A 22,077-nucleotide genomic window follows, 5' to 3' on the forward strand; every position below is an offset into this window, starting at 1 on the left:
CACCCTCCGTGAGGTGCTGCAGAAGCGATCGGGTACGCAGGTCAGGCCGGTTGTGCGAGCAGCGCCTGCACCTGCGGCGATACCGGTGGCATCGGCACGAAGCCGGGCTGGGCGCGCACCCGCTGCAACCACGCCACGACCGCCGGATACGGCGCCAGCGCCACACCGCCATCGGCGGCAACATCGGTGTAGGCGAACAGTGCGATATCGGCGATGCCGTACTGGCGGCCGCTGAACCAGTCGGCCTGCGAGAGGTGCTGCTCCATCACCGCCAACGCCTGTGCCGCACGCGCCTGCAACTGCGGCAGCTCGGCACGGCGTGGCGAATCGATGGCGGTCCAGCCGCGGATGAAACGGGCCACGGCCACGCAGGGCTCATGGCTGTACTGTTCGAAGAACATCCAGCGCAGCGTCTGCGCGCGTTCCCAGCCGTCGGTGGACAGGTACGGCGTGCCCTCGGCCAGCCAGAACAGGATCGCGTTCGACTCGGGCAGTACCCGGCCATCGTCGCGCTGCACCAGCGGCACCTTGGCGTTGGGGTTCAGCGCCAGGAACGCCGGCGTGTGGGTCTGGCCGTTCGCGCTGTCCACCTCGACCCAGTGGTAGCGGCTGCCAAGGTGTTCCAGCAGCATCCGCACCTTGTGGCAGTTGCCCGATACGGACATGCCGTAGACCGTCAAAGGAGCCCGCACCGACGTCATCGCCACCCTCTCGCCTCAGATGCGGGCGGGCTGCCCGCAACGACGAGTCTGGCCGCAAGCGACGCGGCTTGCCAAGCGCGGGTGCAGCATCGCGCTCAGGCGTGCCGGCGCTGGCGCCACTGCGCGCGCGACTGCCCCCAGATTTCCATCGGGATGCCCGCGTGCGGCGGCGGCAGCTCGCCCATGCGCAGCAGGGTGCTGCCGAGCTTGCGCGCCACCGCCTGGGAATTGATGTTGGACGGCTCGATGGTGTGGATCACCTCGTCCCAGCCCAGGGTGTCGAAGGCCCAGTCGATGCTGGCCACCGCCGCCTCCGGCGCGTAGCCCTTGCCCCAACTCTCGCGGCGGATGCTCCAGCCCACTTCCGTGCCGGGCCAGTCCAGCGGTTGCCACGGCCCCATGCGCCCCACCCACGCGCCGGTCGCCTTCTCGATCACCGAAAACATCGAGAAGCCATACAGATGCCAGCTGCCGACCAGGCAGCTGAAGCTGCGCCAGGCCTGCGAGGGCGGCATCACGCCACCGAGGTACTGCATCACCTCCGGGTCACTGCAGAAGCGCAGGAAGGCATCGAAATCCTCGACGCGCGGCGGGCGCAGGATCAGGCGGTCGGTTTCCAGTGCAAGATCGACAATGCTCATGCGGCGGTCCCGTTGGCTGCGCCGCTCATGATCGCAGAACGTGGACGGCATGGCAGGCCCCGCAACGCAACACGCCGGCGCAGGGCCGGCGTGTCGTTGATGCAGCGGGATGCGTGGCGCTTACTGCCGGTTGGCATCCAGCGACGCGGTCTGGGTGACCAGCTGACCGTCGATCACCGGCAGGCGATCGCTGCTGGGCTTGTTGTCCATCTTCACGGTCTTTTCCACGCCATCGTAGCGGTAGGTCACGTTGTAACCGGTGACCGCATTGCTGGTGCCCATCGCGATGCGGTTGCCCGGCTTGCTGGCCATGCGCATCGTGCCGGTGGTGCCGTCTTCATTGCGGTAGGTCACGTTGTAGCCGGTGACCCGGGTCGACTCGGACGTCGCCGTTTCGGTATGGCACTGACGCTCGGTGCGGTTGACCACGCGGCCGCCCACATGGCGCTTGTCCACCTGGTTGCCGATCAGGCCACCGGCCACCGCGCCGGCGGCGGTTGCCGCCTTCTTGCCGTTGCCGCCGCCCACCTGGTTGCCCAGCAGGCCGCCGATCACCGCACCGGCCACCGTGCCGCCGACGTTGCCGTCGCGCTCCGGCAGGCGTTCCTGCACCACCACGTCCTGGCAGACTTCATGCGGGGTCTGCGTGGTCGAGGTTTCGCGCACCGGCTCGGTGCCGATCACGGTGGCGTAGGCCTTTTCCTTGCGGGTCAGCGGATCGACCTTGACCACGTCGGCGTATTCCAGCTTGCCGGCCTTGTCTTCCAGGGCCACGGCATCGGTACGGGCACCGTCATCGGTGAGCGGGGTGGTATCGAGGGAGGGCCGGGTCTGCGCGGCGGTCGGGGCGTCCGGCGAGGAGCTGCCGCTCTTCATGAAAGCAGCAGTGGCGATGCCGCCAACGAGCAGCGCGCCAGCGGCGACCAGGGCAGTGGTGGTAGTACTTTTCATAACCGGCTCCTTGCGGACGATCCGCAACGTTCTTGAGCGGATTCCAGCACGCCACGCCTGAACGGAATCTCCACACTCCCTGCACACAGCGTTACCCCATTCAGGTTCTGTCGCAGCAGGGCCCGTGATAGCGTTTACAGCATCTGTCGAGGAGTGCGTCATGGCCAATCCCCTGCTGCTGCCAATGCTCGAATGGGCGCGCCGCCTGCGCTACCCCACGCTGTTCAAGCTCACCGCCGGGCTGTTCGCGCTGACCTTGTTCATCCCCGACCCGGTGCCGTTCGTGGACGAGATCCTGCTCGGCCTCGGCACGCTGCTGCTGGCCAACTGGAAAGGACGTGGCAACCGGACGCCACCGCCCCTGCCGGCCAAGCGCCGCGCGTGAACCTGGTCGACAGCCACTGCCATCTGGACGCGGGCGAGTTCGATGGTGATCGACGTGAGGTGATCGACCGTGCGCGCGCCGCGGGTGTGCGCACGCAGGTAGTGCCGGCGGTCACCGCCGCCAGCTGGCCGGCGCTGCGCGATACCTGCCGGCTCGCCGACGGGCTGCATCCGGCCTACGGGCTGCACCCGATGTTCCTCGATCAGCACCGGCCCGAACACCTCGATGCGCTGCGCACGTGGATCGTGCGGGAACGGCCGTGCGCGGTTGGCGAGTGCGGGCTGGACTTCTTCGTGGACGGGCTGGATGTCGAACAGCAGCAGTTCTACTTCCTTGGCCAGTTGCGCCTTGCGCGCGAGTTCGACCTGCCGGTGATCGTGCACGCGCGCCGTGCGGTGGACGCGGTGATCGCCGCGATCAAACACGTGGGCGGTCTGCGCGGGGTGGTACACAGCTTCCCCGGCAGCCCGGAGCAGGCCGCGCAGTTGCATGCGCAGGGCTTCCTGCTGGGCCTTGGCGGCCCGCTGACCTACGACCGCGCCCAGCGCCTGCAGCGCCTGGTCGCGCACATGCCGCTGGAGCAGCTGCTGCTGGAAACCGACGCCCCCGACCAGCCCGACGCGGGCATCCGTGGCCAGCGCAACGAACCGGCGCGGCTGCCGGTGATTCTTGAGACGGTTGCACGGCTGCGTGGCCAGCCAGCAGAAGAAATAGCCGCCCAGACCACCGCGAACGCACGCCGCCTCTTCGCCCTGTAGAGCCGGGCTCTGCCCGGCTGCCCTTCGCGCGAACCCCAGCACACCGCACGCTTTCTGGTAGAGCCGACCGTTGGTCGGCTGCTCTTAGCGCGGACACCGGCAACACCGCGCGCTGCGCGCGCCAGCCGGGCAGAGCCCGGCGCTACGGTGCGCGTTCGGGTAGAGCCGGGCTCTGCCCGGCTGCGCTTCGCGCGGACCCCAGCACACCGCACGCGGCCGGGTAGAGCCGACCGTTGGTCGGCTGCCGTTGCCGCGGAAACCGGCAACACCGCGCGCTGCGCGCGCCAGCCGGGCAGAGCCCGGCGCTACGGGGTGGCTGGCTTCTTCAGCAGCATTTCCAGGGCTTTGCCGACCGCGGCGAAGGCGAATGCACCGGTGATGTGCGTGGCCGCGCCGAGGCCGGCGCCGCAGTCCAGCTTCAGCGCCGCGTCCGCGCCGAGATTCGGGCGGATGCCGCATACGCTGCCGTCGGCCTGGGGATATTTCACGTTCTCCAGCGAGTACACCGCCGGGACGCCGAAGTACCGCGAGGCATTCTTCGGGAAATTGAAATCGCTGCGCAGCTTCTTGCGGATCAGCGCCATCATCGCGTCGTGCTCGGTGCGCGAGACGTCACGAATCCGCACCAGGGTCGGATCGGTACGTCCGCCTGCGGCACCGACGGTCAGGATCGGCAGCTTGCGGCGACGACACCAGGCGATGGTCTCCACTTTGACCCGGAAGCTGTCGCACGCATCGATCACCAGATCGAAATCGCGGTCCAGCAGCTCCACCATGTTGGACACGGTCAGAAACGAGGCGATTGCCTCGACCTGGATGTCCGGGTTGATCGCACGACAGCGCTCGGCCATCGCCTCGGCCTTGTTGCGGCCGTACTGGCCGGCCAGCGCCGGCAGCTGGCGGTTGGTGTTGGACACACAGATGTCGTCGGCATCGATCAGGGTCATCTGACCCACCGCCGTGCGGGCCAGTGCCTCGACCACCCAGGAGCCGACGCCGCCCATGCCGACCACCGCCACCCGGCGTGTCGACAGCCGGTCCACGGTGCCCACCCCATACAACCGGTCGATGCCGGCAAATCGTTCGCGCAGTACGTCATTCATCGGCACATTTTAATGCCCCTGGGCGCGTACCGGTACGCGCCGTGGACAGGACGCGTCGTACCATCGCCGCAGCCACCCTCAAGGAAGCCCTCACCATGAACGACCCCGTGTCCCCGCCTCGTCGCCCCTCCGCCGCCTACCGCTATCTGTTCGTTGGCCTGCTTGGGCTGCTGGTCGGGTTGATCGCCACGGTGATGGTGTCGCGCGCGATCCAGGCCCGCCAGGATCCCTTCCCGGATTCGCTGATGCACGTGATGAACCGCCAGGTCGAGCTGCTGCAGGCCGCGCAGGCGCAGAACCGCTGCAGCCTGGCCGACACCGTGCCGCGGCTGCAGACGCTGCGCTCGTTGTCCAACGATCTGGACCTGGCCTTTCCCGGCCTGAAGGACAGCCAGGGCTTCCAGCAGCACGCCAGCGCCCTGCGCGCCACGCTCAACGAGGCGCTGGCGGCGCCGCCGACCGACTGTCCGGGCATGGCCACGCTGGTGGAGAAGATCCAGACAGACTGCAAGGCCTGCCACCAGGATTTCCGCTGATTCATCTTCCAGCCACGCTGGCGGCCCGGGATTGGCACGCTGTTCACGCAGCACAGGACACGATCTGTTCCATGCGCACCAGACGCATTCGACCACCCCTCTGGCCAGGAGATACACCATGAAGATTCAACTGATTGCCGCCGCTGCCGTTGCCACCGTCGCCCTGGCTGGCTGTGCCACCACCTCGCCGGGCTACGGCGGCGGTGGGTACAACAACGGTTACGGCAATTCCGGCGGCAACTACAACACCAACCGCTGCGCCGATTGCGGCATCGTCACCCGCATCAACCAGGTGGCATCGGGCCGCACCGCGCCGAGCGCGACCGGCGCGATCCTGGGTGGCATCGTCGGCGCCGTCGCCGGCCATGAGATCTCCGACCATACCGGCGGCAGCAAGGGCAACCAGAACATCGCCGCAGCCGCAGGCGCGGTGGGTGGTGCGTTGGCCGGCAACCAGATCCAGAAGAACGTCACCAGCGATACGTTTGACATCACCGTGCGCATGGATGACGGCCGCACCGTGGTGGTCAACCAGCGCGACCTGGGCGGCATCCGCGAGAACACCTACGTCCGCGTGGTCAACGGCAAGGTGATCCTGCGCTGATCCGCGCCGCCCGCCCGCACCATGAAAAAGGCCCGCTTGCGCGGGCCTTTTTCGTGCCAATGCGTGGCCGACCTCAGGTCGGTTCCACGGCGTCGGCCTGCAGGCCCTTCTGGCCCTGCACAACCGTGAAGGTGACCTTCTGGCCTTCCTTCAGGCTCTTGAAGCCCTGGGTCTGGATCGCGCGGAAATGCACGAACACGTCTTCGCCGTTCTCACGGCTGATGAAGCCGAAGCCCTTGGCATCATTGAACCACTTGACAGTACCGGTCTCACGATCAGCCATCTCACTCACTCCCTGGTGACTCTGCTCTTGTTGTTGGATACGCCTGATTGGGCGGCTGACAGCAAGGGGGAAGCGAGGTGCAACGATGCAGCGGATCCGGAAGATCTACCATCATCAGGCCACGATCCACGGTGACCTTGCCAAGCTCAGCGACTGCAACTTAACCCGGGCAAAACGAAAAAGCAACTGGCAAACATTTCGGATGTCAACCCCATTTACCACACCATACTGGACAGCATGGACCTCTCATTCATCTTGTATCTGCTAGCGACCCTGCTGGTGCTCGTCGGCATCGCCGGCGTGATCCTGCCGGCCCTGCCCGGCATCCCGCTGGTGTTCGCCGGTTTGCTGCTCGCGGCATGGGCGGATGGCTTCGCGCACGTGGGCTGGCTGCCGCTGACCGTGCTCGGGCTGCTGACGGCGCTGTCCTTCGCGGTGGACATCCTGGCCACGGTGGTGGGGGCCAAGCGGGTGGGCGCCAGCCGCAAGGCGTTGTGGGGCACCTTCATCGGCAGCATCGTGGGCCTGTTCTTCATGCCACTGGGCCTGTTCCTCGGCCCGCTGGCCGGCGCCCTGCTGGGCGAGTACTGGCACGGCCGCGAACTGGGCCGCTCGACCAAGGTCGGCCTGGCCACCTGGCTGGGCATCCTGCTGGGCGTGGCGTTGAAGCTGGCCCTGGCCATCGCGATGCTAGGGCTGTTCGCGTTCGCGTGGTTCTTCTGAGGCGCTGCTTTCACGTCGCGCGCACACCGTCGACGGGCATATACCGAGGCTGTAGGTGGCCGCCGCGCGCTGGCATGAAAGCCGGGCAGCGGCGACACTGTGGCGGCGATCCCATTCATCTTTGTCCTCGGGCCCTGCGTTCATGACCCTTCCACTCCCCCGCTCCGCGTTGTTCCTGGCCCTGGCGGCCACCGCCACCAGCCTGCCGCTGGCCGCACAGGAGGCCGCGCCAACGCCCGCCTCGCCGGAGGCCTGTGCGCTGGTGGACACCGATGCCGCCCGCCTGGCCTGCTACGACAAGCTGTTCGGGCACACCCGCGGCGTCACCGTGGCCGCCGACGCGGCCGCCACGGCGGCCCAGCAGGCCCGCCGCGAGGAGCGCCAGGCCGCACGCAGCGCCGATGCCGACGCGCCGACGGGGCAGCGGGTCAAACAGCGCTTCGGCGAACTGTTCCAGAACGACGGGCACGAAGCCGCGCTGGCCAATGCCGGCAAGGGCTCGCTGCTGGACAGCCGCTGGGAACTGGCCCAGGACTCCAAGCTGGGCGCCTTCCAGCTGCGCGCCTACAAGCCGGTGTACCTGCTGCCGGCGTTCTGGACCAGCGACAAGAACCAGACCCCGCAGTCGCCCAACCCGGCCAACACCGTCACCACGCCGCAGCTGCTGGACAGCAACGAGCTGAAGTTCCAGCTCAGCTTCAAGACCAAGGTCTGGGAAAACGTGTTCGGCGACAACGGCGACATCTGGGCCGGCTACACCCAGAGCTCGCGCTGGCAGGCCTACAACGCCGAGAACTCGCGTCCGTTCCGGGAAACCAATTACGAACCCGAAATCATGATGATGTTCCGCAACGGCTACTCGATCGGCGGCTGGCGCGGGCGCATGAGCGGAATCAGCGTGAACCACATGTCCAACGGCCGCGCCGATCCGCTCTCGCGCAGCTGGAACCGGGTGATCGCCACCATCGGCCTGGACCGCGAGAACTGGGCGCTGGTGCTGCGCCCGTGGTACCGCATTCCGGAAGACCGCAAGGACGACAACAACCCGGATATCGAGGATTACATGGGCCGCGGTGATGCCACCCTGACCTGGAACAGGAACGGCCACGAGGTATCGCTGATGGCGCGCCATTCGCTGCGCAGCGGCGATCGTTCGCACGGCGCGCTGCAGCTCGATTACGGCTTCCCGATCAGCAACCTGCTGCGCGGCCACGTGCAGGTGTTCGATGGCTACGGCGAAAGCATGATCGACTACAACCACAAGGCCACCTACGTGGGCGTGGGCGTGTCGCTGCTGGAGTGGTACTGATGGCGGTGACGATCTGGCACAACCCGCGCTGCAGCAACTCGCGCGGGGCACTGGCGCTGATCCGCGAAGCGGGCATCGAACCCACGGTGGTGGATTACCTCGCCACCCCGCCCGACCGCGCCACGTTGGCAGCCGTCATCGCGCGCATGGGCATCGCCCCGCGTGCACTGCTGCGCAGCAAGGAGGCGGCGTATACGGAACTGGGGCTGGATGACCCGACCCTGGATGACGCCGCCCTGATCGATGCGATGGCCGCCCATCCGGCCCTGATCAACCGCCCCATCGTCCAGACCCCGCGCGGAACGCGCCTGTGCCGGCCGCCGGAAACGGTGCGCGAGCTGCTGGCGTAACCGCTGGCCCCAGCCGCGTCAGCCGCAGCTGGACATGCACACGGCGCGGCGCTCCTCGCAGCCCATCTGCACCCCACCCTGCTGGCAGGAATGCGCTTTCAGCTCGCACGCACGGCGCAGCTCGGGGTGCTCGATGTCCTTGCAGCGCTTGTCCGGCTGCGGCGCCATCTGCTGCTCGCAGCTGCGGTCGTAGCTGTCCTTGGGCGTAGCCATGCAGCTGCGGTAGCTGGCCTGGCACTGCATCGCGCACTGTGCGCCTGCGTTGAACCCGGTATCGGCGCTGTAATCGCCGCCGCTGGCGCAGCCGGCCAACAGCACTGACAGCACCAGCATGCAGACCTTCCGTGACATGGCGTACTCCGTGTTTGCGTCGAGGGTGGGGTCAACGCTCGATCATGCGCCCGCCACACTCCAGCGCGCAGAGTTCCCAACGCTGGGTGCAGGCCGAGGTGTTTGGCGAGGGAGCCAGGCAGGCCGTGCCGCCATTGGCGCTTTCGCAGCGATGCCGTTCGCTGTCGCTGGCGTATCCCGAGCAGCGGTCCTGCAGGCGTTCCTGACCGGCCATGCACATCGCGTGGCTGCTCTCGGCGTCCAGCCGTGCATCGGTGGAACAGCGCAACGCCTGCGCGTCGCAGGGGACCATGCAGGCCGTGCCTGCCGGCGTGGTGGGGCGCTGGATCTCGTACGACCGGCACCCCGCAAGGGCGACCATTCCCACACACAACAGCACCGCGGTCCAGCGCATTCCGATCCTCCATGATGGCGCCCCGACTGTAGCAAATGCGCACGGGGCTGCCACGCATCAACGCCAGTCGGTGATGCCTTCGCGGCGGTACACCTCGACGAATGCCGGTCGTGCCTTGAGCCGGTCTGCATAGGCCTTCAGTACCGGCCAGCGATCGCTTGGCGCCGGCATGTTGCGCGACCAGCGCAGCAGCATCACCACCATGAAATCAACCACGCTCACCTGTTCGCCCAGGACATGCGGGCCCGCCGCCTGCAGGTGATCGGCCAGCTGCTGCCACGCCGCTTCCAGGCGTTGCCGCGCGTGCTGCCGGGTCGCCTCGATGTTGTCCGGGCCGGCCATTTCATGCGCGTAGAACCACGCGCGGTAGGCCGGCTGCACGGTGTTTGCGCACCAGAACATCCACCGGTACGCCTCGCCGCGCTGGGCACTGCCCACCGGCGGCAACAGACCGGCCTGCGGATGCAGGTCCGCCAGATGCAGCGCGATGGCGGCCGCTTCGGTCAGCACCTGGCCATCCAGTACCAGCGTGGGCACGACGCCGCGGGGGTTGAGCGCAAGGTAGTCGGCCGCCTTGTGTTAGCGCGCGTCGAAATCCAGCAGCACCAGATCGTGCGGCAACGCCAGTTCCAGCAGCAGCCAGTGGACCACCAGCGACGCCGTGCTGGGCGAACCATAAAGGGTGATGTGCATGGGCGGTACCTGCTCGGAAAACGCCAAGTATGCGCCGCCACACCAACGGACGCGACGCCGTGGCGGGCAGGTACAGATGCCGCGTGAGATTGCCGCGCGCTGTCGCTGTTGGCGCCCGCAGCGGCGGCCTAGCATGTGCCGCCACGCTCTTTCGCCTCCACGGTACATCGCCATGCCGGACACCTCCGCCCTGCTCGCCTTCGGTCTGATCGCGCTGGTGATGGTGCTCACGCCAGGCCCGAACATGGTCTACCTGATCTCGCGCGCGGTCAGCCAGGGCCGGGTGGCCGGCTGGATCTCGCTGAGTGGCATCGCGGTGGGATTCATCACTTACCTCGCGTGCGCCACGCTGGGCCTTACCGCGCTGTTGATGGCGGTGCCGTACGCCTACGACGCGCTGCGCATCGCCGGTGCGCTGTATCTGCTGTACCTGGCCTGGCAGGCGCTGCGCCCCGGCGGGCGCTCACCGTTCCAGGTGCGTGCGCTGTCGCCGGACCGTCCGCCGCGCCTGTTCGCAATGGGGCTGCTGACCAGCCTGCTGAATCCGAAAATCGCGGTGATGTACCTGTCGCTGCTGCCGCAGTTCATCCAGCCCAACGGGCACGGCAGCGTCGCCGCGCAGTCGGTGGCGCTGGGGTCGCTGCAGATCGCCATCAGCCTGGGCGTCAATGCGCTGATCGTGGCCGCGGCTGGCGGGCTGGCCGCCTTCCTGGCCGACCGCCCCCGCTGGCAGGCCCTGCAGCGCGCGGTGATGGGCACGGTGCTGGGCGTCCTTGCCCTGCGCATGCTGTTCGACGCACGACGCTGAGCGCCGCGCCGGCCGCACCGCTCAGGGCGTGGCGACCAGCGCCTCCAGCTGCGCGGCCACCTGGTCGAACGGCTCGATGCTGCGCTGCGCCCGGCACATCACGATCACCCCTTCGACGCTGGCGATGATCAGCGTGGCCAGGCGTGCCGCCGCGGCGGGGGCATGCCCCTGCGCCTGCAGGGCCGCCGCCAGCCGGGCCTGCCAGTCGCCGAACGCGGCCGCCGCCGCATCCAGCGCTTCCACGGCGATGTCGTCGATGGGCTCTTCCACCGCCACCCCCATCACCGGGCAGCCGCGCCGGAACTCGGTGGCGATCAACGTCTCCCGCCAGGTCGCCAGGTAGGCGCGCAGCCCGGCCAGCGCACCGTCCTGCAGGTGCCGTTGCAGGCGCGCGCCGACGTGCGCGCCGGCCAGTTCGATGGCTTCGACCACCACCTGCTGCTTGCCGCCCGGAAAGTGATGGTAGGTGGAGCCCAGCGGTGCCTCGGCGCGCTTGGTCATCTCACGGATGCTGGTGGCATTGAGCCCATGCCGGGCCAGCATCTCCACCGCAGCCACGACCACGCGACCACGCGGATTGGAGTGTCGATTGCTCATGCGGCGGCCCTTGTCATGACAGTCGTCATAGCCTACCGTAAGTGATTATTACACCCGTTATAGGCCACTCCTCCGCCATGCCTGTTGCCCCCGCCCCGCCCCGTTCCGCCGGGGTTCCGGCATGAATCTCTGGTTTCGTCTGCTGTGGCTGCTGCTGAGCTCGCCGTGGCGCCCGCGCCTGTCCGCCCCCGACGGGGTCTCGCGGATCCGCTCGCGGGTCTGGATCAACGATCTGGACGTCAATGGCCACATGAACAATGGCCGCTACTGGACGCTGTTCGACCTGGGCCGCATCGACCTGATCCTGCGCAACGGCATCGGCCGGGCGGCGTTGCGCAACAGATGGGCGCCGATCGTCGGCGCGGGCGCGGTGCGCTTCCGTCGTGAGTTGAAGCTGTTTCAGGCCTTCACCCTGGAAACCCGCGTCCTCGGCTGGCAGGACGCGCGCATGGTGATGCAGCAGCGCGTGCTGATCGGCAACGACGAGGTGGTCGCCACCCGTGCCCTGCTGTTGGCCGGGTTCTACGATCGCCGGGCACGCCGTTTCGTCAGCGCCGATGACCTGCTTGGCGCGGTCGGCGTGCGGGACGCGGTCTCACCACCACTGAACGAGCCCGCCCAGGCCCTGCTGGGCCTGGACGCGTCGATGAAGGACGACGGCGCGTAGTAAAGGGGTACCGACCGATGGCCGGCACCCACCGGGTCAGGCCACGACCACCGGGATCTTGCCGATGCGGGCCTGCCATTCGCGCGGGCCGGTGATGTGCACCGACTCACCGGTGGAATCCACCGCAACGGTGACCGGCATGTCCTGCACGGTGAACTCGTAGATCGCCTCCATGCCCAGGTCGGCGAAGCCGACCACCTTGGCGGCCTTGATCGCCTTGGACACCAGGTAAGCCGAACCGCCCACCGCCATCAGGTAGGCCGACTTGTTGTCGCGGATCGCCTCGATCGCTGCCGGGCCGCGTTCGGCCTTGCCGACCATGCCTAGCAGGCCGGTCTGTTCCAGCACCTGGCGGGTGAACTTGTCCATGCGGGTGGCGGTGGTCGGGCCGGCCGGGCCCACCACTTCGTCGCGCACCGGATCGACCGGGCCCACGTAGTAGATGAAGCGGCCCTTCAGGTCGACCGGCAGCGGCTCACCCTTGTCCAGCATTTCCACCATGCGCTTGTGCGCGGCATCGCGGCCGGTGAGCAGCTTGCCGTTGAGCAGCAGGGTCTGGCCCGGGGTCCAGCTGGCCACGTCTTCCGGGGTGATCGTATCCAGATCGACGCGGGTGCCCTTGGAGGCGTCGTAGGTGATCTGCGGCCAGTCTTCCAGCGACGGCGGGTCCAGCATCACCGGGCCGCTGCCATCCAGCGTGAAATGTGCATGGCGGGTGGCGGCGCAGTTCGGGATCATCGCCACCGGCAGGTTGGCGGCGTGGGTCGGGAAGTCCTTGACCTTGATGTCCAGCACCGTGGTCAGGCCACCCAGGCCCTGCGCGCCGATGCCCAGCGCATTGACCTTGTCGAACAGTTCCAGACGCAGCTCTTCGGCGCGGTTGGAGGCACCGCGTGCCTTCAGCTCGTTGATGTCGATCGGCTCCATCAGCGATTCCTTGGCCAGCAGCATCGCCTTCTCGGCGGTGCCGCCGATGCCGATGCCGAGCATGCCCGGCGGGCACCAGCCGGCGCCCATCGTCGGCACGGTCTTGAGCACCCAGTCCACGATCGAGTCGGACGGGTTGAGCATGGCGAACTTGGACTTGGCTTCCGAACCGCCGCCCTTGGCCGCGACGATCACCTCGACGGTGTCACCCGGCACCACCTTGACGTTGACCACGCCCGGGGTGTTGTCCCGGGTGTTGATGCGCTTGCCGGCGGGATCGGCCAGGACCGAGGCGCGCAGCTTGTTGTCCGGGTGGTTGTAGGCGCGGCGCACGCCTTCGTTGGCCATGTCCTCCACGCCCATCGTGGCGTCGTCCCAGCGCACGTTCATGCCGATTTCCAGGAACACGGTGACGATGCCGGTGTCCTGGCAGATCGGCCGGTGGCCCTCGGCGCACATGCGCGAGTTGATCAGGATCTGGGCCATCGCCTCCTTGGCGGCCGGCGACTCTTCGCGCTCATAGGCGGCGGCGAGGCTCTTGATGTAGTCGACCGGGTGGTAGTACGAGATGTACTGCAGCGCGTCGGCGATGGACTGGATGAGGTCTTCCTGCTTGATCGATGTCACGACTTGCTCGCTTGCTGGAGGCTGGCGGGGGGTTAGCCGCCCATTTTACCCCCAGCCGTCCACCGGTGCCGCCTCGACGTGCCAGCCGGCGCCACGGGTGAGAATGAGTCGCAACGCTGGGTTTTGAGGCACAGTGGCTGCCTCCCTCCTCCTGTCACGGCAGCCCCCGCTGCGGCGTCCTTCCTTCCATGCACAGCACCGACCTCTTCCAGACCCATCGCCCGCGCCTGTTCGCCCTCGCCTACCGCCTGCTGGGCAGCCGCAGCGATGCCGAGGACGTGGTCCAGGACGCCTGGCTGCGCTGGCAAGGTGCCGACACCGCCGCCATCCGCGACCCGGCCGGCTGGCTGGTCACCGCCACCACCCGGCTGGGGCTGGATCGCCTGCGGGCCGCGCGCAACGCGCGCATCGACTACGTCGGCCCGTGGCTGCCCGAACCGCTGGAGATCGCCCTGGACCCGGATCCGATGCACGACCCGGCGGAGCACCATGCCCGCGCCGACGATGTGTCGGTGGCCTTCCTGGCGCTGCTGGAGCAGCTCAAACCGGACGAGCGCGCCGCGTTCCTGCTCAAGGACGTGTTCGACTACGACTACCCCGAGATCGCCCCGCTGCTGGACCACACCCCGGCCAACTGTCGCCAGCTGGTGCATCGCGCACGCCAGCGGCTGCAGACCGGGCGGCCGCGCTTCGCGGTCAGCGCCGCGCAGCACCGCGCGCTGCTGGAGCGCTTCATGCAGGCCTCCGAACAGGGGGACCAGGCCGCCATCCTGTCACTGCTGCACGCCAACGCGGAGATGGTGTCCGACGGCGGCGGCCGGGTGACCGCCGCGATCCGCCCGCTGCTGGGGGCCGAGCGCATCGCCCAGCTGTTCTGGGCCATCGCCCGCCGCAACGGCTCGCATCCGGGGCGCATCGGCTGGGTCAACGGCGAGCCGGCGATCCTGCGGTTCGATGGCGGGCACCTGCATTCGGTCACCACCGTCACCGTGGACGACGGGCGCATCGTGCGGGTGCTGAGCGTGTTGAATCCGGACAAACTCGGCGCGGTTGTCACAGCGCGCGACGCTGCGGCGTCCTCCTGATGAAGACGGCCATCGGGGCCGTCATGGAGTCCACGATGTCCACGTCTCCCCGCGTTCCCTACACCCGCCTGGCCGCCGACGCGTTCAAGGGCCTGCTCGCCACCAGCAAGGCCGTGCATGACAGCTCGGTCGATCCCACGCTGATGGAACTGGTGTTCCTGCGCGTCTCGCAGATCAATGGCTGCGGCTACTGCATGGACATGCACGGCACCGCGCTGCGCAAGGGCGGCATCGAGCCGCGCAAACTCGACACGCTGCCGGCCTGGCACGAGAGCCGCTTCTTCGATGCGCGCGAGCGCGCCGCCCTGGGCTGGGCCGAAGCGCTGACCCGCCTGCCCGACGGCGCGCCCTCCGACGCGGCGTTCGACGCACTGGCGCCGCACTTCGACGAAAAGGGCATCAGCGACCTGAGCATGGGCATCGCAGTGATCAACGCCTGGAACCGCCTCGGCGCAGGCCTGCTGCCGCCCCTCCCGTAACAGATCCCCGGCCGCTGGCCGGCTCCCCTCGATGCCGACCACCCCCGTAGTGCCGGCCGCTGGCCGGCTCCCTTGATGCCAGCCACCCCCTGGTGCCGGCCGCTGGCCGGCTCCACACGATGCCAGCCACCCCCTGGAGCCGGCCAGCGGCCGGCACTACACAATGCATCGCATTCATCGTTCCGCCACGGTGCGGGCGCGCACAATGGCGCCCATGCCCGCCTCCCCCGCTGCCGGCACTGCCGGCCAGAAGAACCCGAGTCTGCGCGAACGCTTCCAGGCGATGCGCAACCTGCCCCCGTTCCTGCGCCAGGTGTGGCAGACCAGCCCTGCACTGGCCAGCGCCAGCCTGGGCCTGCGCCTGATCCGCGCCTTGCTGCCGGTGTCGATGCTGTACGTGGGCAAGCTGATCATCGACGCGGCGCTGCAGCTGAGCCAGCACGAGCCCGGTTTCCCGCCGTTTGCCGAGGCGCTCTCCAGCGGCCTGCTCAACCCCCTGCTGGGCCTGCTGGCGCTGGAGTTCGGCCTGGCGATCGTGTCCGACCTGCTCGGCCGCCTGGTCAACTACGCCGACACGCTGCTCTCCGAACTGTTCACCAACGTCACCAGCGTGCGCCTGATGGAACACGCCGCCGAACTGGACCTGGAGGACTTCGAAGACCCCGACCTGCAGGACAAGCTCGATCGCGCGCGCCGCCAGACGATGGGCCGGATGAACCTGATGAGCCAGCTGTTCGGCCAGGTGCAGGACAGCATCACCGTGGCCAGCCTCGCCGTGGGCCTGCTGGTGTATGCGCCGTGGCTGATCCTGCTGCTGGCCGTGGCGCTGGTACCGGCCTTCATCGGCGAGTCGCACTTCAACGCGGCCGGGTACAGCCTCAACTTCCAGTGGACGCCCGAACGCCGCCAGCTGGAGTACCTGCGCCAGATCGGGGCCAGCGTGGAAACGGCCAAGGAGGTGAAGATCTTCAACCTCCACCGCTTCCTGATCGACCGCTACAAGACCCTGGCCGACCGGTTCTTCCGCGCCAACCGCGCGCTGGCACGCCGACGCGCGTTCTGGGGCACCCTGCTGGCCGCGCTGGGCACCCTCGGCTACTACGCCGCCTACGCCTACATCGCCTGGCGCACCGTGCGCGGTGATTTTTCCATCGGCGACCTGACCTTCCTGGCCGGCAGCTTCCTGCGCCTGCGCCAGCTGCTGGAAGGCCTGCTGATCGGCTTCTCGCAGGTGGCCGGGCAGGCGCTGTACCTGGACGACCTGTTCTCCTTCTTCCAGATCCAGCCGGAGATCCACTCCCGCACCGACGCCGTTGCCATCCCGCAGCCGATCACGCAGGGGTTCGTGTTCGAGAACGTCGGCTTCCGCTACCCCGATGCGGAGTACTGGGCGGTGCGCCACCTCGACTTCGAACTGCGCGCCGGCGAAGTGCTGGCCCTGGTGGGCGAAAACGGGGCCGGCAAGACCACGCTGGTCAAGCTGCTGGCGCGCCTGTACGACCCCGACGAAGGCCGCATCCTGCTGGACGGGCGCGACCTGCGCGACTACGACCTGGACGACCTGCGCGCCAACATGGGCGTCATTTTCCAGGACTTCGTGCGCTACAACCTCAGCGCCGGCGAGAACATCGGCGTCGGCCTGGTCGAGGCGATGGGCGACCAGGCACGCATCCGCGATGCAGCCCGCCGCGGCATGGCCGACGAAGTCATTGCCGGCCTGCCCGGTGGCTATGACCAGCTGATCGGGCGCCGCTTCAAGATGGGTGTGGACCTGTCCGGTGGCCAGTGGCAGAAGATCGCCATTGCCCGCGCCTACATGCGCGACGCGCAGGTGATGATCCTGGACGAGCCGACCGCCGCGCTGGATGCGCGCAGCGAATTCGAGGTGTTCCAGCGCTTCAAGGAGCTGTCCGACAACCGCACCGCCGTGCTGATTTCGCACCGCTTTTCGTCGGTGCGCATGGCCGACCGCATCCTGGTGCTGGCCGGCGGCCGCATCGAGGCCAGCGGCACCCACGCCCAGCTGATGGCCGAAGGCGGCCGCTACGCCGAATTGTTCGAGCTGCAGGCCGCCGGGTATCGTTGAGGCCCTCCCCCAGGCGTTTCCGGCCAGTCAATGAGAATTTATCTCATTTGAGATAAACTGGCCGGGACAACACAGATCAGACCCCACCCCCATGTCTTCCGCTTTCGGCGCCGAAACGGTGCTTGAGGTCCGTCACTGGACCGACGCCTACTTCAGCTTCACCACGACCCGCGACAGCGGTTTCCGCTTCGAGAACGGCCAGTTCGTGATGATCGGTCTGGAAACCGACACGCGCCCGCTGCTGCGCGCGTATTCGATCGCCAGCGCCAACTGGGAAGAGAACCTGGAGTTCTTCAGCATCAAGGTCCAGGACGGCCCGCTGACCTCGCGCCTGCAGCACATCAAGCCGGGCGACAAGGTACTGGTCGGCAAGAAGCCGACCGGCACCCTGCTGATCAGCGACCTGCACCCCGGCAAGCACCTGTACCTGCTGGGCACCGGCACCGGCCTGGCGCCGTGGCTGTCGGTGATCAAGGACCCGGAAACCTACGAGCGCTTCGACAAGGTGATCCTCACCCACGGCGTGCGTTACGAAAAGGACCTGGCCTACCGCGACCTGTTCGAGAAGGAGCTGCGCGAGCACGAGTTCCTCGGCGAGATGATCGGCGACAAGCTGCTGTACTACCCGGCCGTCACCCGTGAGCCGTTCCCGAACCAGGGCCGCCTGACCTCGCTGATGGAAAGCGGCGAGATGCAGAAGACCCTCGGCCTGCCGCCGCTGGACCCGGAAAACGATCGTGCGATGATCTGTGGCAGCCCGCAGATGCTGGCCGACCTGCGCAGCGTGCTGGACGGCCGTGGCTTCCAGACCTCCCCGCGGATCGGCACGCCCGGCCATTACGTGTTCGAACGCGCCTTCGTCGAAAAGTAAGCGCATCGCCCTCAAGGAACCGTTGTCGATGATCAGGATGATCCGCCCCGCCCTCGCCTGCCTGCTGCTGGCGATCAGCCTGGGCGCCAGCGCCGCCACCGCCGAGCCGCCCAAGGCCGGCGACCTGCCGCCGCAGCTGCTCGGCAAGGACCGCAAGGGCGACCCCGTCGACCTGGCCGCCCACCGCGGCAAGGTCGTCATCGTGACCTTCTGGGCGTCCTGGTGCGGCCCGTGCCGCAAGGAACTGCCGGTGCTTGGCCAGCTCCAGGACATCGTCGGCACCGACGCCCTGCAGGTATTCGCGGTCAACTTCAAGGAACCGCGCGAGGACTTTCTCGCCATCGCCCGCGGCCGCAAATCGCCGCCGCTGACCTGGATCCACGACAGCCGCGGCCTGGTGTCCGACCAGTACGGCATCGAAGCCTTGCCGCACATGTTCATCCTCGACCATGACGGCCGCGTCGCGCACGTCCACCGTGGCTACTCCGAACAGGCCCTGCCGAAGATCCTCGAAGAGATCACCGCCCTGTTGCCCGAAGAAGTCCGCAACCGCCAGTCGGGCGGCTGACCGGTCAGCCCAGCGCCGCCTCGATATCGCCGCGCAGCGACGCCGGCGTATCCGTCGGCGCGTAGCGCCCCAGCACCTGCCCGTCGCGGCCGACCAGGAACTTGCTGAAGTTCCACTTGATCCCGCGCGTGCCCAGCACCCCGGATTTCTCCGCCTTCAACCACTGCCACAGCGGATGCGCCGTCGGCCCGTTGACCGCGACCTTGTCCGACAACGGGAAGTCCACGGCGTAGGTCAGCGAGCAGAACTGCGCGATCTCCTCCGCATTGCCCGGCTCCTGGTGCCCGAACTGGTCGCAGGGAAACCCGATCACCACCAGCCCGCGCGGCCCGTATTCGCGCCACAGCGCCTCCAGGCCCTCGTACTGCGGCGTAAATCCGCACTTGCTCGCCACGTTCACCACCAGCAGCACCTTGCCCCGATACTGCTCCAGCGCCTGCGGCTGGCCGGTGAGATCCACGAACGAAAAATCAAAGGCGGTGGTCATCGACGGCGGCTCCTGCGGAAACCGGCATCTTAGCGCCGTGCGCGTTGGCGCGGCCTGGCCATACAGCGACGCGCCGACAGTTCTGGAGGCATGGGCCGGGCCGGGTGTTGCCAGGAGCCGGCCAGCGGCCGGCACTACGGACACCCGAATTGTCAGCGAGGCGCGGACACGATCGGGGGCGTGGCAGGGATGGCGAAGAGCCGGCCAGCGGCCGGCCCGTAAGCGAGGCGCCGACACGGTCCGGGGGCGTGGGTCGGGCCGGGCATTGCGGGGCCGTTGGGCGGCATGGATGCCGCCCACGAGTCCCCAGGGATGGGTTCACGGCGTGCCCCGCAATGCCCGGCCCGGCCCACGCCTACAGGCAACCCCACCGCCGCCGTTTGCGCCATGCCGCGCCACACGCGTCGGTGCCCGGGCGCGGATGGCGTCCGCGCTCCGCACCGCTCGTGGCAAACACTGCGGGGAGCCGGCCAGCGGCCGGCACTACGCGCCCGCATTGTCAGCGAGGCGCCAACACGGTCCGGGGGGCGTGGGTCGGGCCGGGCATTGCGGGGCCGTTGGGCGGCATGGATGCCGCCCACGAGCCCCCAGGGATGGGTTCACGGCGTGCCCCGCAATGCCCGGCCCGGCCCACGCCTGCAGGCAACCCCACCGCCGCCGTTTGCGCCATGCCGCCACATGCGTCGGGCCCGGGGCGCCGGTAGCGTCTGCGCTCCGCACCGCACGTGGCGAGGATTGCGCGGAGCCGGCCAGCGGCCGGCACTACAGACATCCGAATTGTCAGCGAGGCGCGGACACGTTCCGGGATGCCGCTTCACCCGTCATTCCATGCCTTTCGACACAAGCCCGCGCCCCTCGCATCGGGTTAACCTCGGGCGCTTGTCTGACCGGAGAAACCCCCTTGACCACCCGTCTTGCCCTTGCCGTTGCCGTGACCCTTGGTCTGGCCCTGCCCGCCTACTCCGCCGTTGCCGCCACCCCGGCCGCGAACACCGCCCAGCAGGCCAACCCGTTCTTCGCCGACAGCCCGCTGCCGCTGCACTACCCGCAGTTCGACAAGATCAAGGACAGCGACTTCGCCCCCGCCTTCGACGCTGGCATGGCCCAGCAGCTGAAGGAAGTGGAGGCCATCGCCAACAACAAGGCCAAGCCGACCTTCGACAACACCCTCATCGCCCTCGAAAAGAGCGGTGACACCCTGGACCGCGCCACCACCGTCTTCTTCAGCCTGGTCGGTGCCGACACCAACGATGTGCGCAAGAAGCTGCAGGCCGACTACTCGGCCCGCTTCGCCGCCCACAGCGACGCCATCGCCCTGAACGGCAAGCTGTTCGCCCGCATCCAGACCCTGTACGACACCCGCAGCCAGCTCGGCCTCGACGCCGAAGGCGTGCGCCTGGTCGAGAAGTACTACGACAACTACGTCCGCGCCGGCGCCAAGCTCAACGACGCCGACAAGACCAAGCTCAAGGCGATGAACGCCGAGCTGGCCAACCTCGGCACCACGTTCAGCCAGAACGTGCAGAACGAAGTGAATGCCTCCGCCGTCGTCGTCGATGACGTCAAGCAGCTCGACGGCCTCTCGGCCGAGCAGATCGCCGCCGCCGCCGAAGCCGCCAAGGCCCGCAAGCTGGACGGCAAGTACGTCATCGCCCTGCTCAACACCACCGGCCAGCCGCCGCTGACCAACCTGCGCAACCGCGACCTGCGCCAGAAGATCTACGAAGCGTCCATCACCCGTGGCAGCCGCGGTGGTCAGTTCGACAACACCGCCCTGGTCTCGCGCATCATGCAGCTGCGTGCCGACAAGGCCAAGCTCATGGGCTTCGACAACTTCGCCGCCTACAACCTGACCAACCAGACCGCCAAGACCCCTGAAGCCGTCAACGCCATGCTCGGCCAGCTTGCCCCGGCCGCTGTCGCCAACGCCAAGCGCGAAGCCGCCGACCTGCAGGCCATGATCGACAAGGAACAGAAGGCCGCCGGCAAGCCGACCTTCGCCCTGGAAGCGTGGGACTGGGCGTTCTACAGCGAGAAGGTGCGTCAGGCCAAGTACAACTTCGACGAATCCCAGCTCAAGCCCTACTTCGAAATGAAGAGCGTGCTCGAGAACGGCGTCTTCCACGCCGCCAACCTTGAGTACGGCCTCACCTTCAAGCAGCGCACCGACCTGCCGGTCTACCACGACGACGTCACCGTCTACGACGTGTTCGATGCCGACGGCAGCCAGCTGGCGATCTTCATCTTCGACCCCTACGCCCGCGCCTCCAAGCGTGGCGGCGCCTGGATGAACTCCTACGTCTCCCAGTCCGCGCTGACCGGCTTCAAGCCGGTGGTCGCCAACCACCTCAACATTCCCAAGCCGCCGGCCGGCCAGCCGACCCTGCTGACCTGGGATGAGGTGAGCACCACCTTCCACGAGTTCGGCCACGCCCTGCATGGCATGTTCTCCAACGTGAAGTATCCCTACTTCTCCGGCACCGCCGTGCCGCGCGACTTCGTCGAGTTCCCCTCGCAGGTCAACGAGATGTGGGCCGACAACCCGGTCATCCTGAAGAACTACGCCAAGCACTACCAGAACGGCAGCGCCATGCCGCAGGCACTGCTGGACAAGGTGATTGCCGCCGCCAAGTTCAACCAGGGCTTTGCCACCACCGAGTACCTCGGTGCGGCCATGCTCGACCAGCGCTGGCACCAGATCGGCCCGGACCAGGTCCCGGCCGCCAAGGACGTGATGGCCTTCGAGCGCGCCGCGCTGGAGAAGGACGGCATCTACTATGCGCCGGTTCCGCCGCGCTACAAGACCCCGTACTTCAGCCACATCATGGGCGGCTACTCGGCCGGCTATTACGCCTACATCTGGTCCGAAGTACTCGACGCCAACACCCAGAAGTGGTTCCGCGAGAACGGCGGCCTGAGCCGCAAGAACGGCGACCATTTCCGCGCCACCCTGCTGTCCAAGGGCGGCAGCGTCGATGCGATGGAACTGTTCCGCAACTTCGCCGGGCATGAACCGCAGATCGAGCCGCTGCTCGAAAAGCGTGGCCTGACCGCAGAAAAGAAGTAGAGCGGACTGTCAGTCCGCTGCGCACT

The 22,077-nt window shown here is 67.9% G+C and carries 25 protein-coding genes and 1 pseudogene; 15 read left to right on the forward strand and 11 right to left on the reverse strand.

Annotated features, from left to right (window positions below):
- Positions 1–41: 41 nt before the first annotated feature.
- The 3 genes from ACLB90_RS02345 to ACLB90_RS02355 all read right to left on the reverse strand — a co-directional run bounded on the left by ACLB90_RS02345 (position 42) and on the right by ACLB90_RS02355 (position 2,293).
- Complete coding sequence (locus tag ACLB90_RS02345; RefSeq protein WP_411852677.1) at positions 42–701, reverse strand: glutathione S-transferase family protein; 660 nt, start codon at positions 699–701, stop codon at positions 42–44.
- Between the two features lie 95 nt (positions 702–796).
- On the reverse strand, positions 797–1,342 hold the full coding sequence (locus ACLB90_RS02350; RefSeq protein ID WP_411851447.1) for a GNAT family N-acetyltransferase: 546 nt from the start codon (positions 1,340–1,342) through the stop codon (positions 797–799).
- Between the two features lie 120 nt (positions 1,343–1,462).
- Complete coding sequence (locus ACLB90_RS02355; protein WP_411851448.1) at positions 1,463–2,293, reverse strand: glycine zipper 2TM domain-containing protein; 831 nt, start codon at positions 2,291–2,293, stop codon at positions 1,463–1,465.
- 160 nt (positions 2,294–2,453) lie between these two features.
- Here ACLB90_RS02355 and ACLB90_RS02360 point away from each other — a divergent pair, with 160 nt between their 5' ends.
- Both ACLB90_RS02360 and ACLB90_RS02365 read left to right on the forward strand, forming a co-directional pair.
- Positions 2,454–2,678 (forward strand): DUF6116 family protein, encoded by a 225-nt coding sequence (locus ACLB90_RS02360; RefSeq protein ID WP_411851449.1) that lies wholly within the window; start codon positions 2,454–2,456, stop codon positions 2,676–2,678.
- On the forward strand, positions 2,675–3,436 hold the full coding sequence (locus ACLB90_RS02365; RefSeq protein WP_411851450.1) for a TatD family hydrolase: 762 nt from the start codon (positions 2,675–2,677) through the stop codon (positions 3,434–3,436). The genes ACLB90_RS02360 and ACLB90_RS02365 overlap by 4 nt, the downstream gene beginning before the upstream one ends.
- A 305-nt stretch (positions 3,437–3,741) precedes the next feature.
- Here the strand turns inward: ACLB90_RS02365 and ACLB90_RS02370 are convergent, their stop codons facing one another.
- Entirely contained in the window at positions 3,742–4,539 is a 798-nt protein-coding gene (locus ACLB90_RS02370) for a ThiF family adenylyltransferase (protein WP_411851451.1), read from the reverse strand.
- Positions 4,540–4,634: 95 nt separating this feature from the next.
- Here ACLB90_RS02370 and ACLB90_RS02375 point away from each other — a divergent pair, with 95 nt between their 5' ends.
- A complete protein-coding gene (locus ACLB90_RS02375; protein ID WP_411851452.1) occupies positions 4,635–5,075 on the forward strand; it encodes a hypothetical protein in 441 nt (146 codons plus the stop codon).
- A gap of 118 nt (positions 5,076–5,193) precedes the next feature.
- On the forward strand, positions 5,194–5,679 hold the full coding sequence (locus ACLB90_RS02380; RefSeq protein WP_136003349.1) for a glycine zipper 2TM domain-containing protein: 486 nt from the start codon (positions 5,194–5,196) through the stop codon (positions 5,677–5,679).
- Between the two features lie 73 nt (positions 5,680–5,752).
- Here ACLB90_RS02380 and ACLB90_RS02385 read toward each other — a convergent pair whose 3' ends face one another.
- Complete coding sequence (locus ACLB90_RS02385; protein WP_136003348.1) at positions 5,753–5,962, reverse strand: cold-shock protein; 210 nt, start codon at positions 5,960–5,962, stop codon at positions 5,753–5,755.
- 237 nt (positions 5,963–6,199) lie between these two features.
- On the opposite strand from ACLB90_RS02385, the gene ACLB90_RS02390 reads away from it, so the two are divergent.
- The 3 genes from ACLB90_RS02390 (at position 6,200) to arsC (ending at position 8,344) form a co-directional block, all read left to right on the forward strand.
- On the forward strand, positions 6,200–6,685 hold the full coding sequence (locus tag ACLB90_RS02390) for a DUF456 domain-containing protein (RefSeq protein WP_411851453.1): 486 nt from the start codon (positions 6,200–6,202) through the stop codon (positions 6,683–6,685).
- A gap of 142 nt (positions 6,686–6,827) precedes the next feature.
- Positions 6,828–7,994, forward strand: a complete 1,167-nt coding sequence (locus ACLB90_RS02395; protein ID WP_411851454.1) for a phospholipase A — start codon at positions 6,828–6,830, stop codon at positions 7,992–7,994.
- Positions 7,994–8,344 (forward strand): arsenate reductase (glutaredoxin), encoded by a 351-nt coding sequence (gene arsC / locus ACLB90_RS02400; protein ID WP_411851455.1) that lies wholly within the window; start codon positions 7,994–7,996, stop codon positions 8,342–8,344. The genes ACLB90_RS02395 and arsC overlap by 1 nt, the downstream gene beginning before the upstream one ends.
- A gap of 18 nt (positions 8,345–8,362) precedes the next feature.
- Here the strand turns inward: arsC and ACLB90_RS02405 are convergent, their stop codons facing one another.
- From ACLB90_RS02405 to ACLB90_RS02415, 3 genes and pseudogenes are all read right to left on the reverse strand, one after another.
- Positions 8,363–8,695, reverse strand: a complete 333-nt coding sequence (locus ACLB90_RS02405; protein WP_411851456.1) for a hypothetical protein — start codon at positions 8,693–8,695, stop codon at positions 8,363–8,365.
- Between the two features lie 31 nt (positions 8,696–8,726).
- A complete protein-coding gene (locus tag ACLB90_RS02410; RefSeq protein ID WP_411851457.1) occupies positions 8,727–9,089 on the reverse strand; it encodes a hypothetical protein in 363 nt (120 codons plus the stop codon).
- A gap of 57 nt (positions 9,090–9,146) precedes the next feature.
- Positions 9,147–9,782, reverse strand: a pseudogene (locus ACLB90_RS02415) (glutathione S-transferase family protein).
- A 172-nt stretch (positions 9,783–9,954) separates the two neighbouring features.
- Here ACLB90_RS02415 and ACLB90_RS02420 point away from each other — a divergent pair.
- On the forward strand, positions 9,955–10,590 hold the full coding sequence (locus ACLB90_RS02420; RefSeq protein WP_411851458.1) for a LysE family translocator: 636 nt from the start codon (positions 9,955–9,957) through the stop codon (positions 10,588–10,590).
- A 21-nt stretch (positions 10,591–10,611) separates the two neighbouring features.
- Here the strand turns inward: ACLB90_RS02420 and ACLB90_RS02425 are convergent, their stop codons facing one another.
- A complete protein-coding gene (locus ACLB90_RS02425) occupies positions 10,612–11,187 on the reverse strand; it encodes a TetR/AcrR family transcriptional regulator (protein ID WP_411851459.1) in 576 nt (191 codons plus the stop codon).
- 121 nt (positions 11,188–11,308) lie between these two features.
- Between ACLB90_RS02425 and ACLB90_RS02430 the strand changes: the two genes are divergently transcribed.
- Positions 11,309–11,854: an acyl-CoA thioesterase gene (locus ACLB90_RS02430; protein WP_411851460.1), complete on the forward strand. Its 546-nt coding sequence runs from the start codon at positions 11,309–11,311 to the stop codon at positions 11,852–11,854.
- A 36-nt stretch (positions 11,855–11,890) separates the two neighbouring features.
- Here ACLB90_RS02430 and ACLB90_RS02435 read toward each other — a convergent pair whose 3' ends face one another.
- On the reverse strand, positions 11,891–13,408 hold the full coding sequence (locus ACLB90_RS02435; protein ID WP_411851461.1) for a fumarate hydratase: 1,518 nt from the start codon (positions 13,406–13,408) through the stop codon (positions 11,891–11,893).
- A gap of 188 nt (positions 13,409–13,596) precedes the next feature.
- On the opposite strand from ACLB90_RS02435, the gene ACLB90_RS02440 reads away from it, so the two are divergent.
- The 5 genes from ACLB90_RS02440 to ACLB90_RS02460 all read left to right on the forward strand — a co-directional run bounded on the left by ACLB90_RS02440 (position 13,597) and on the right by ACLB90_RS02460 (position 18,497).
- The gene (locus ACLB90_RS02440) at positions 13,597–14,493 is read left to right on the forward strand and encodes an RNA polymerase sigma-70 factor (protein ID WP_411851462.1); all 897 of its coding nucleotides are present in this window, start codon (positions 13,597–13,599) and stop codon (positions 14,491–14,493) included.
- Positions 14,494–14,528: 35 nt separating this feature from the next.
- The gene (locus tag ACLB90_RS02445) at positions 14,529–14,972 is read left to right on the forward strand and encodes a carboxymuconolactone decarboxylase family protein (RefSeq protein WP_411851463.1); all 444 of its coding nucleotides are present in this window, start codon (positions 14,529–14,531) and stop codon (positions 14,970–14,972) included.
- Between the two features lie 214 nt (positions 14,973–15,186).
- Positions 15,187–17,058, forward strand: coding sequence for an ABC transporter ATP-binding protein (locus ACLB90_RS02450; protein ID WP_411851464.1), 1,872 nt, complete (start codon positions 15,187–15,189; stop codon positions 17,056–17,058).
- 91 nt (positions 17,059–17,149) lie between these two features.
- Positions 17,150–17,929, forward strand: a complete 780-nt coding sequence (locus ACLB90_RS02455; RefSeq protein WP_411851465.1) for a ferredoxin--NADP reductase — start codon at positions 17,150–17,152, stop codon at positions 17,927–17,929.
- A 28-nt stretch (positions 17,930–17,957) separates the two neighbouring features.
- The gene (locus tag ACLB90_RS02460; RefSeq protein ID WP_411851466.1) at positions 17,958–18,497 is read left to right on the forward strand and encodes a TlpA family protein disulfide reductase; all 540 of its coding nucleotides are present in this window, start codon (positions 17,958–17,960) and stop codon (positions 18,495–18,497) included.
- A gap of 4 nt (positions 18,498–18,501) precedes the next feature.
- On the opposite strand, the gene ACLB90_RS02465 is transcribed toward ACLB90_RS02460, so the two are convergent.
- Complete coding sequence (locus ACLB90_RS02465; RefSeq protein ID WP_411851467.1) at positions 18,502–18,984, reverse strand: glutathione peroxidase; 483 nt, start codon at positions 18,982–18,984, stop codon at positions 18,502–18,504.
- A 901-nt stretch (positions 18,985–19,885) separates the two neighbouring features.
- Between ACLB90_RS02465 and ACLB90_RS02470 the strand changes: the two genes are divergently transcribed.
- A complete protein-coding gene (locus ACLB90_RS02470) occupies positions 19,886–22,051 on the forward strand; it encodes a M3 family metallopeptidase (protein WP_411851468.1) in 2,166 nt (721 codons plus the stop codon).
- Positions 22,052–22,077 lie beyond the last annotated feature (26 nt).

The sequence above is a fragment of the Stenotrophomonas sp. LGBM10 genome (assembly GCF_046736075.1).
In the GTDB taxonomy this organism is placed as follows: domain Bacteria; phylum Pseudomonadota; class Gammaproteobacteria; order Xanthomonadales; family Xanthomonadaceae; genus Stenotrophomonas.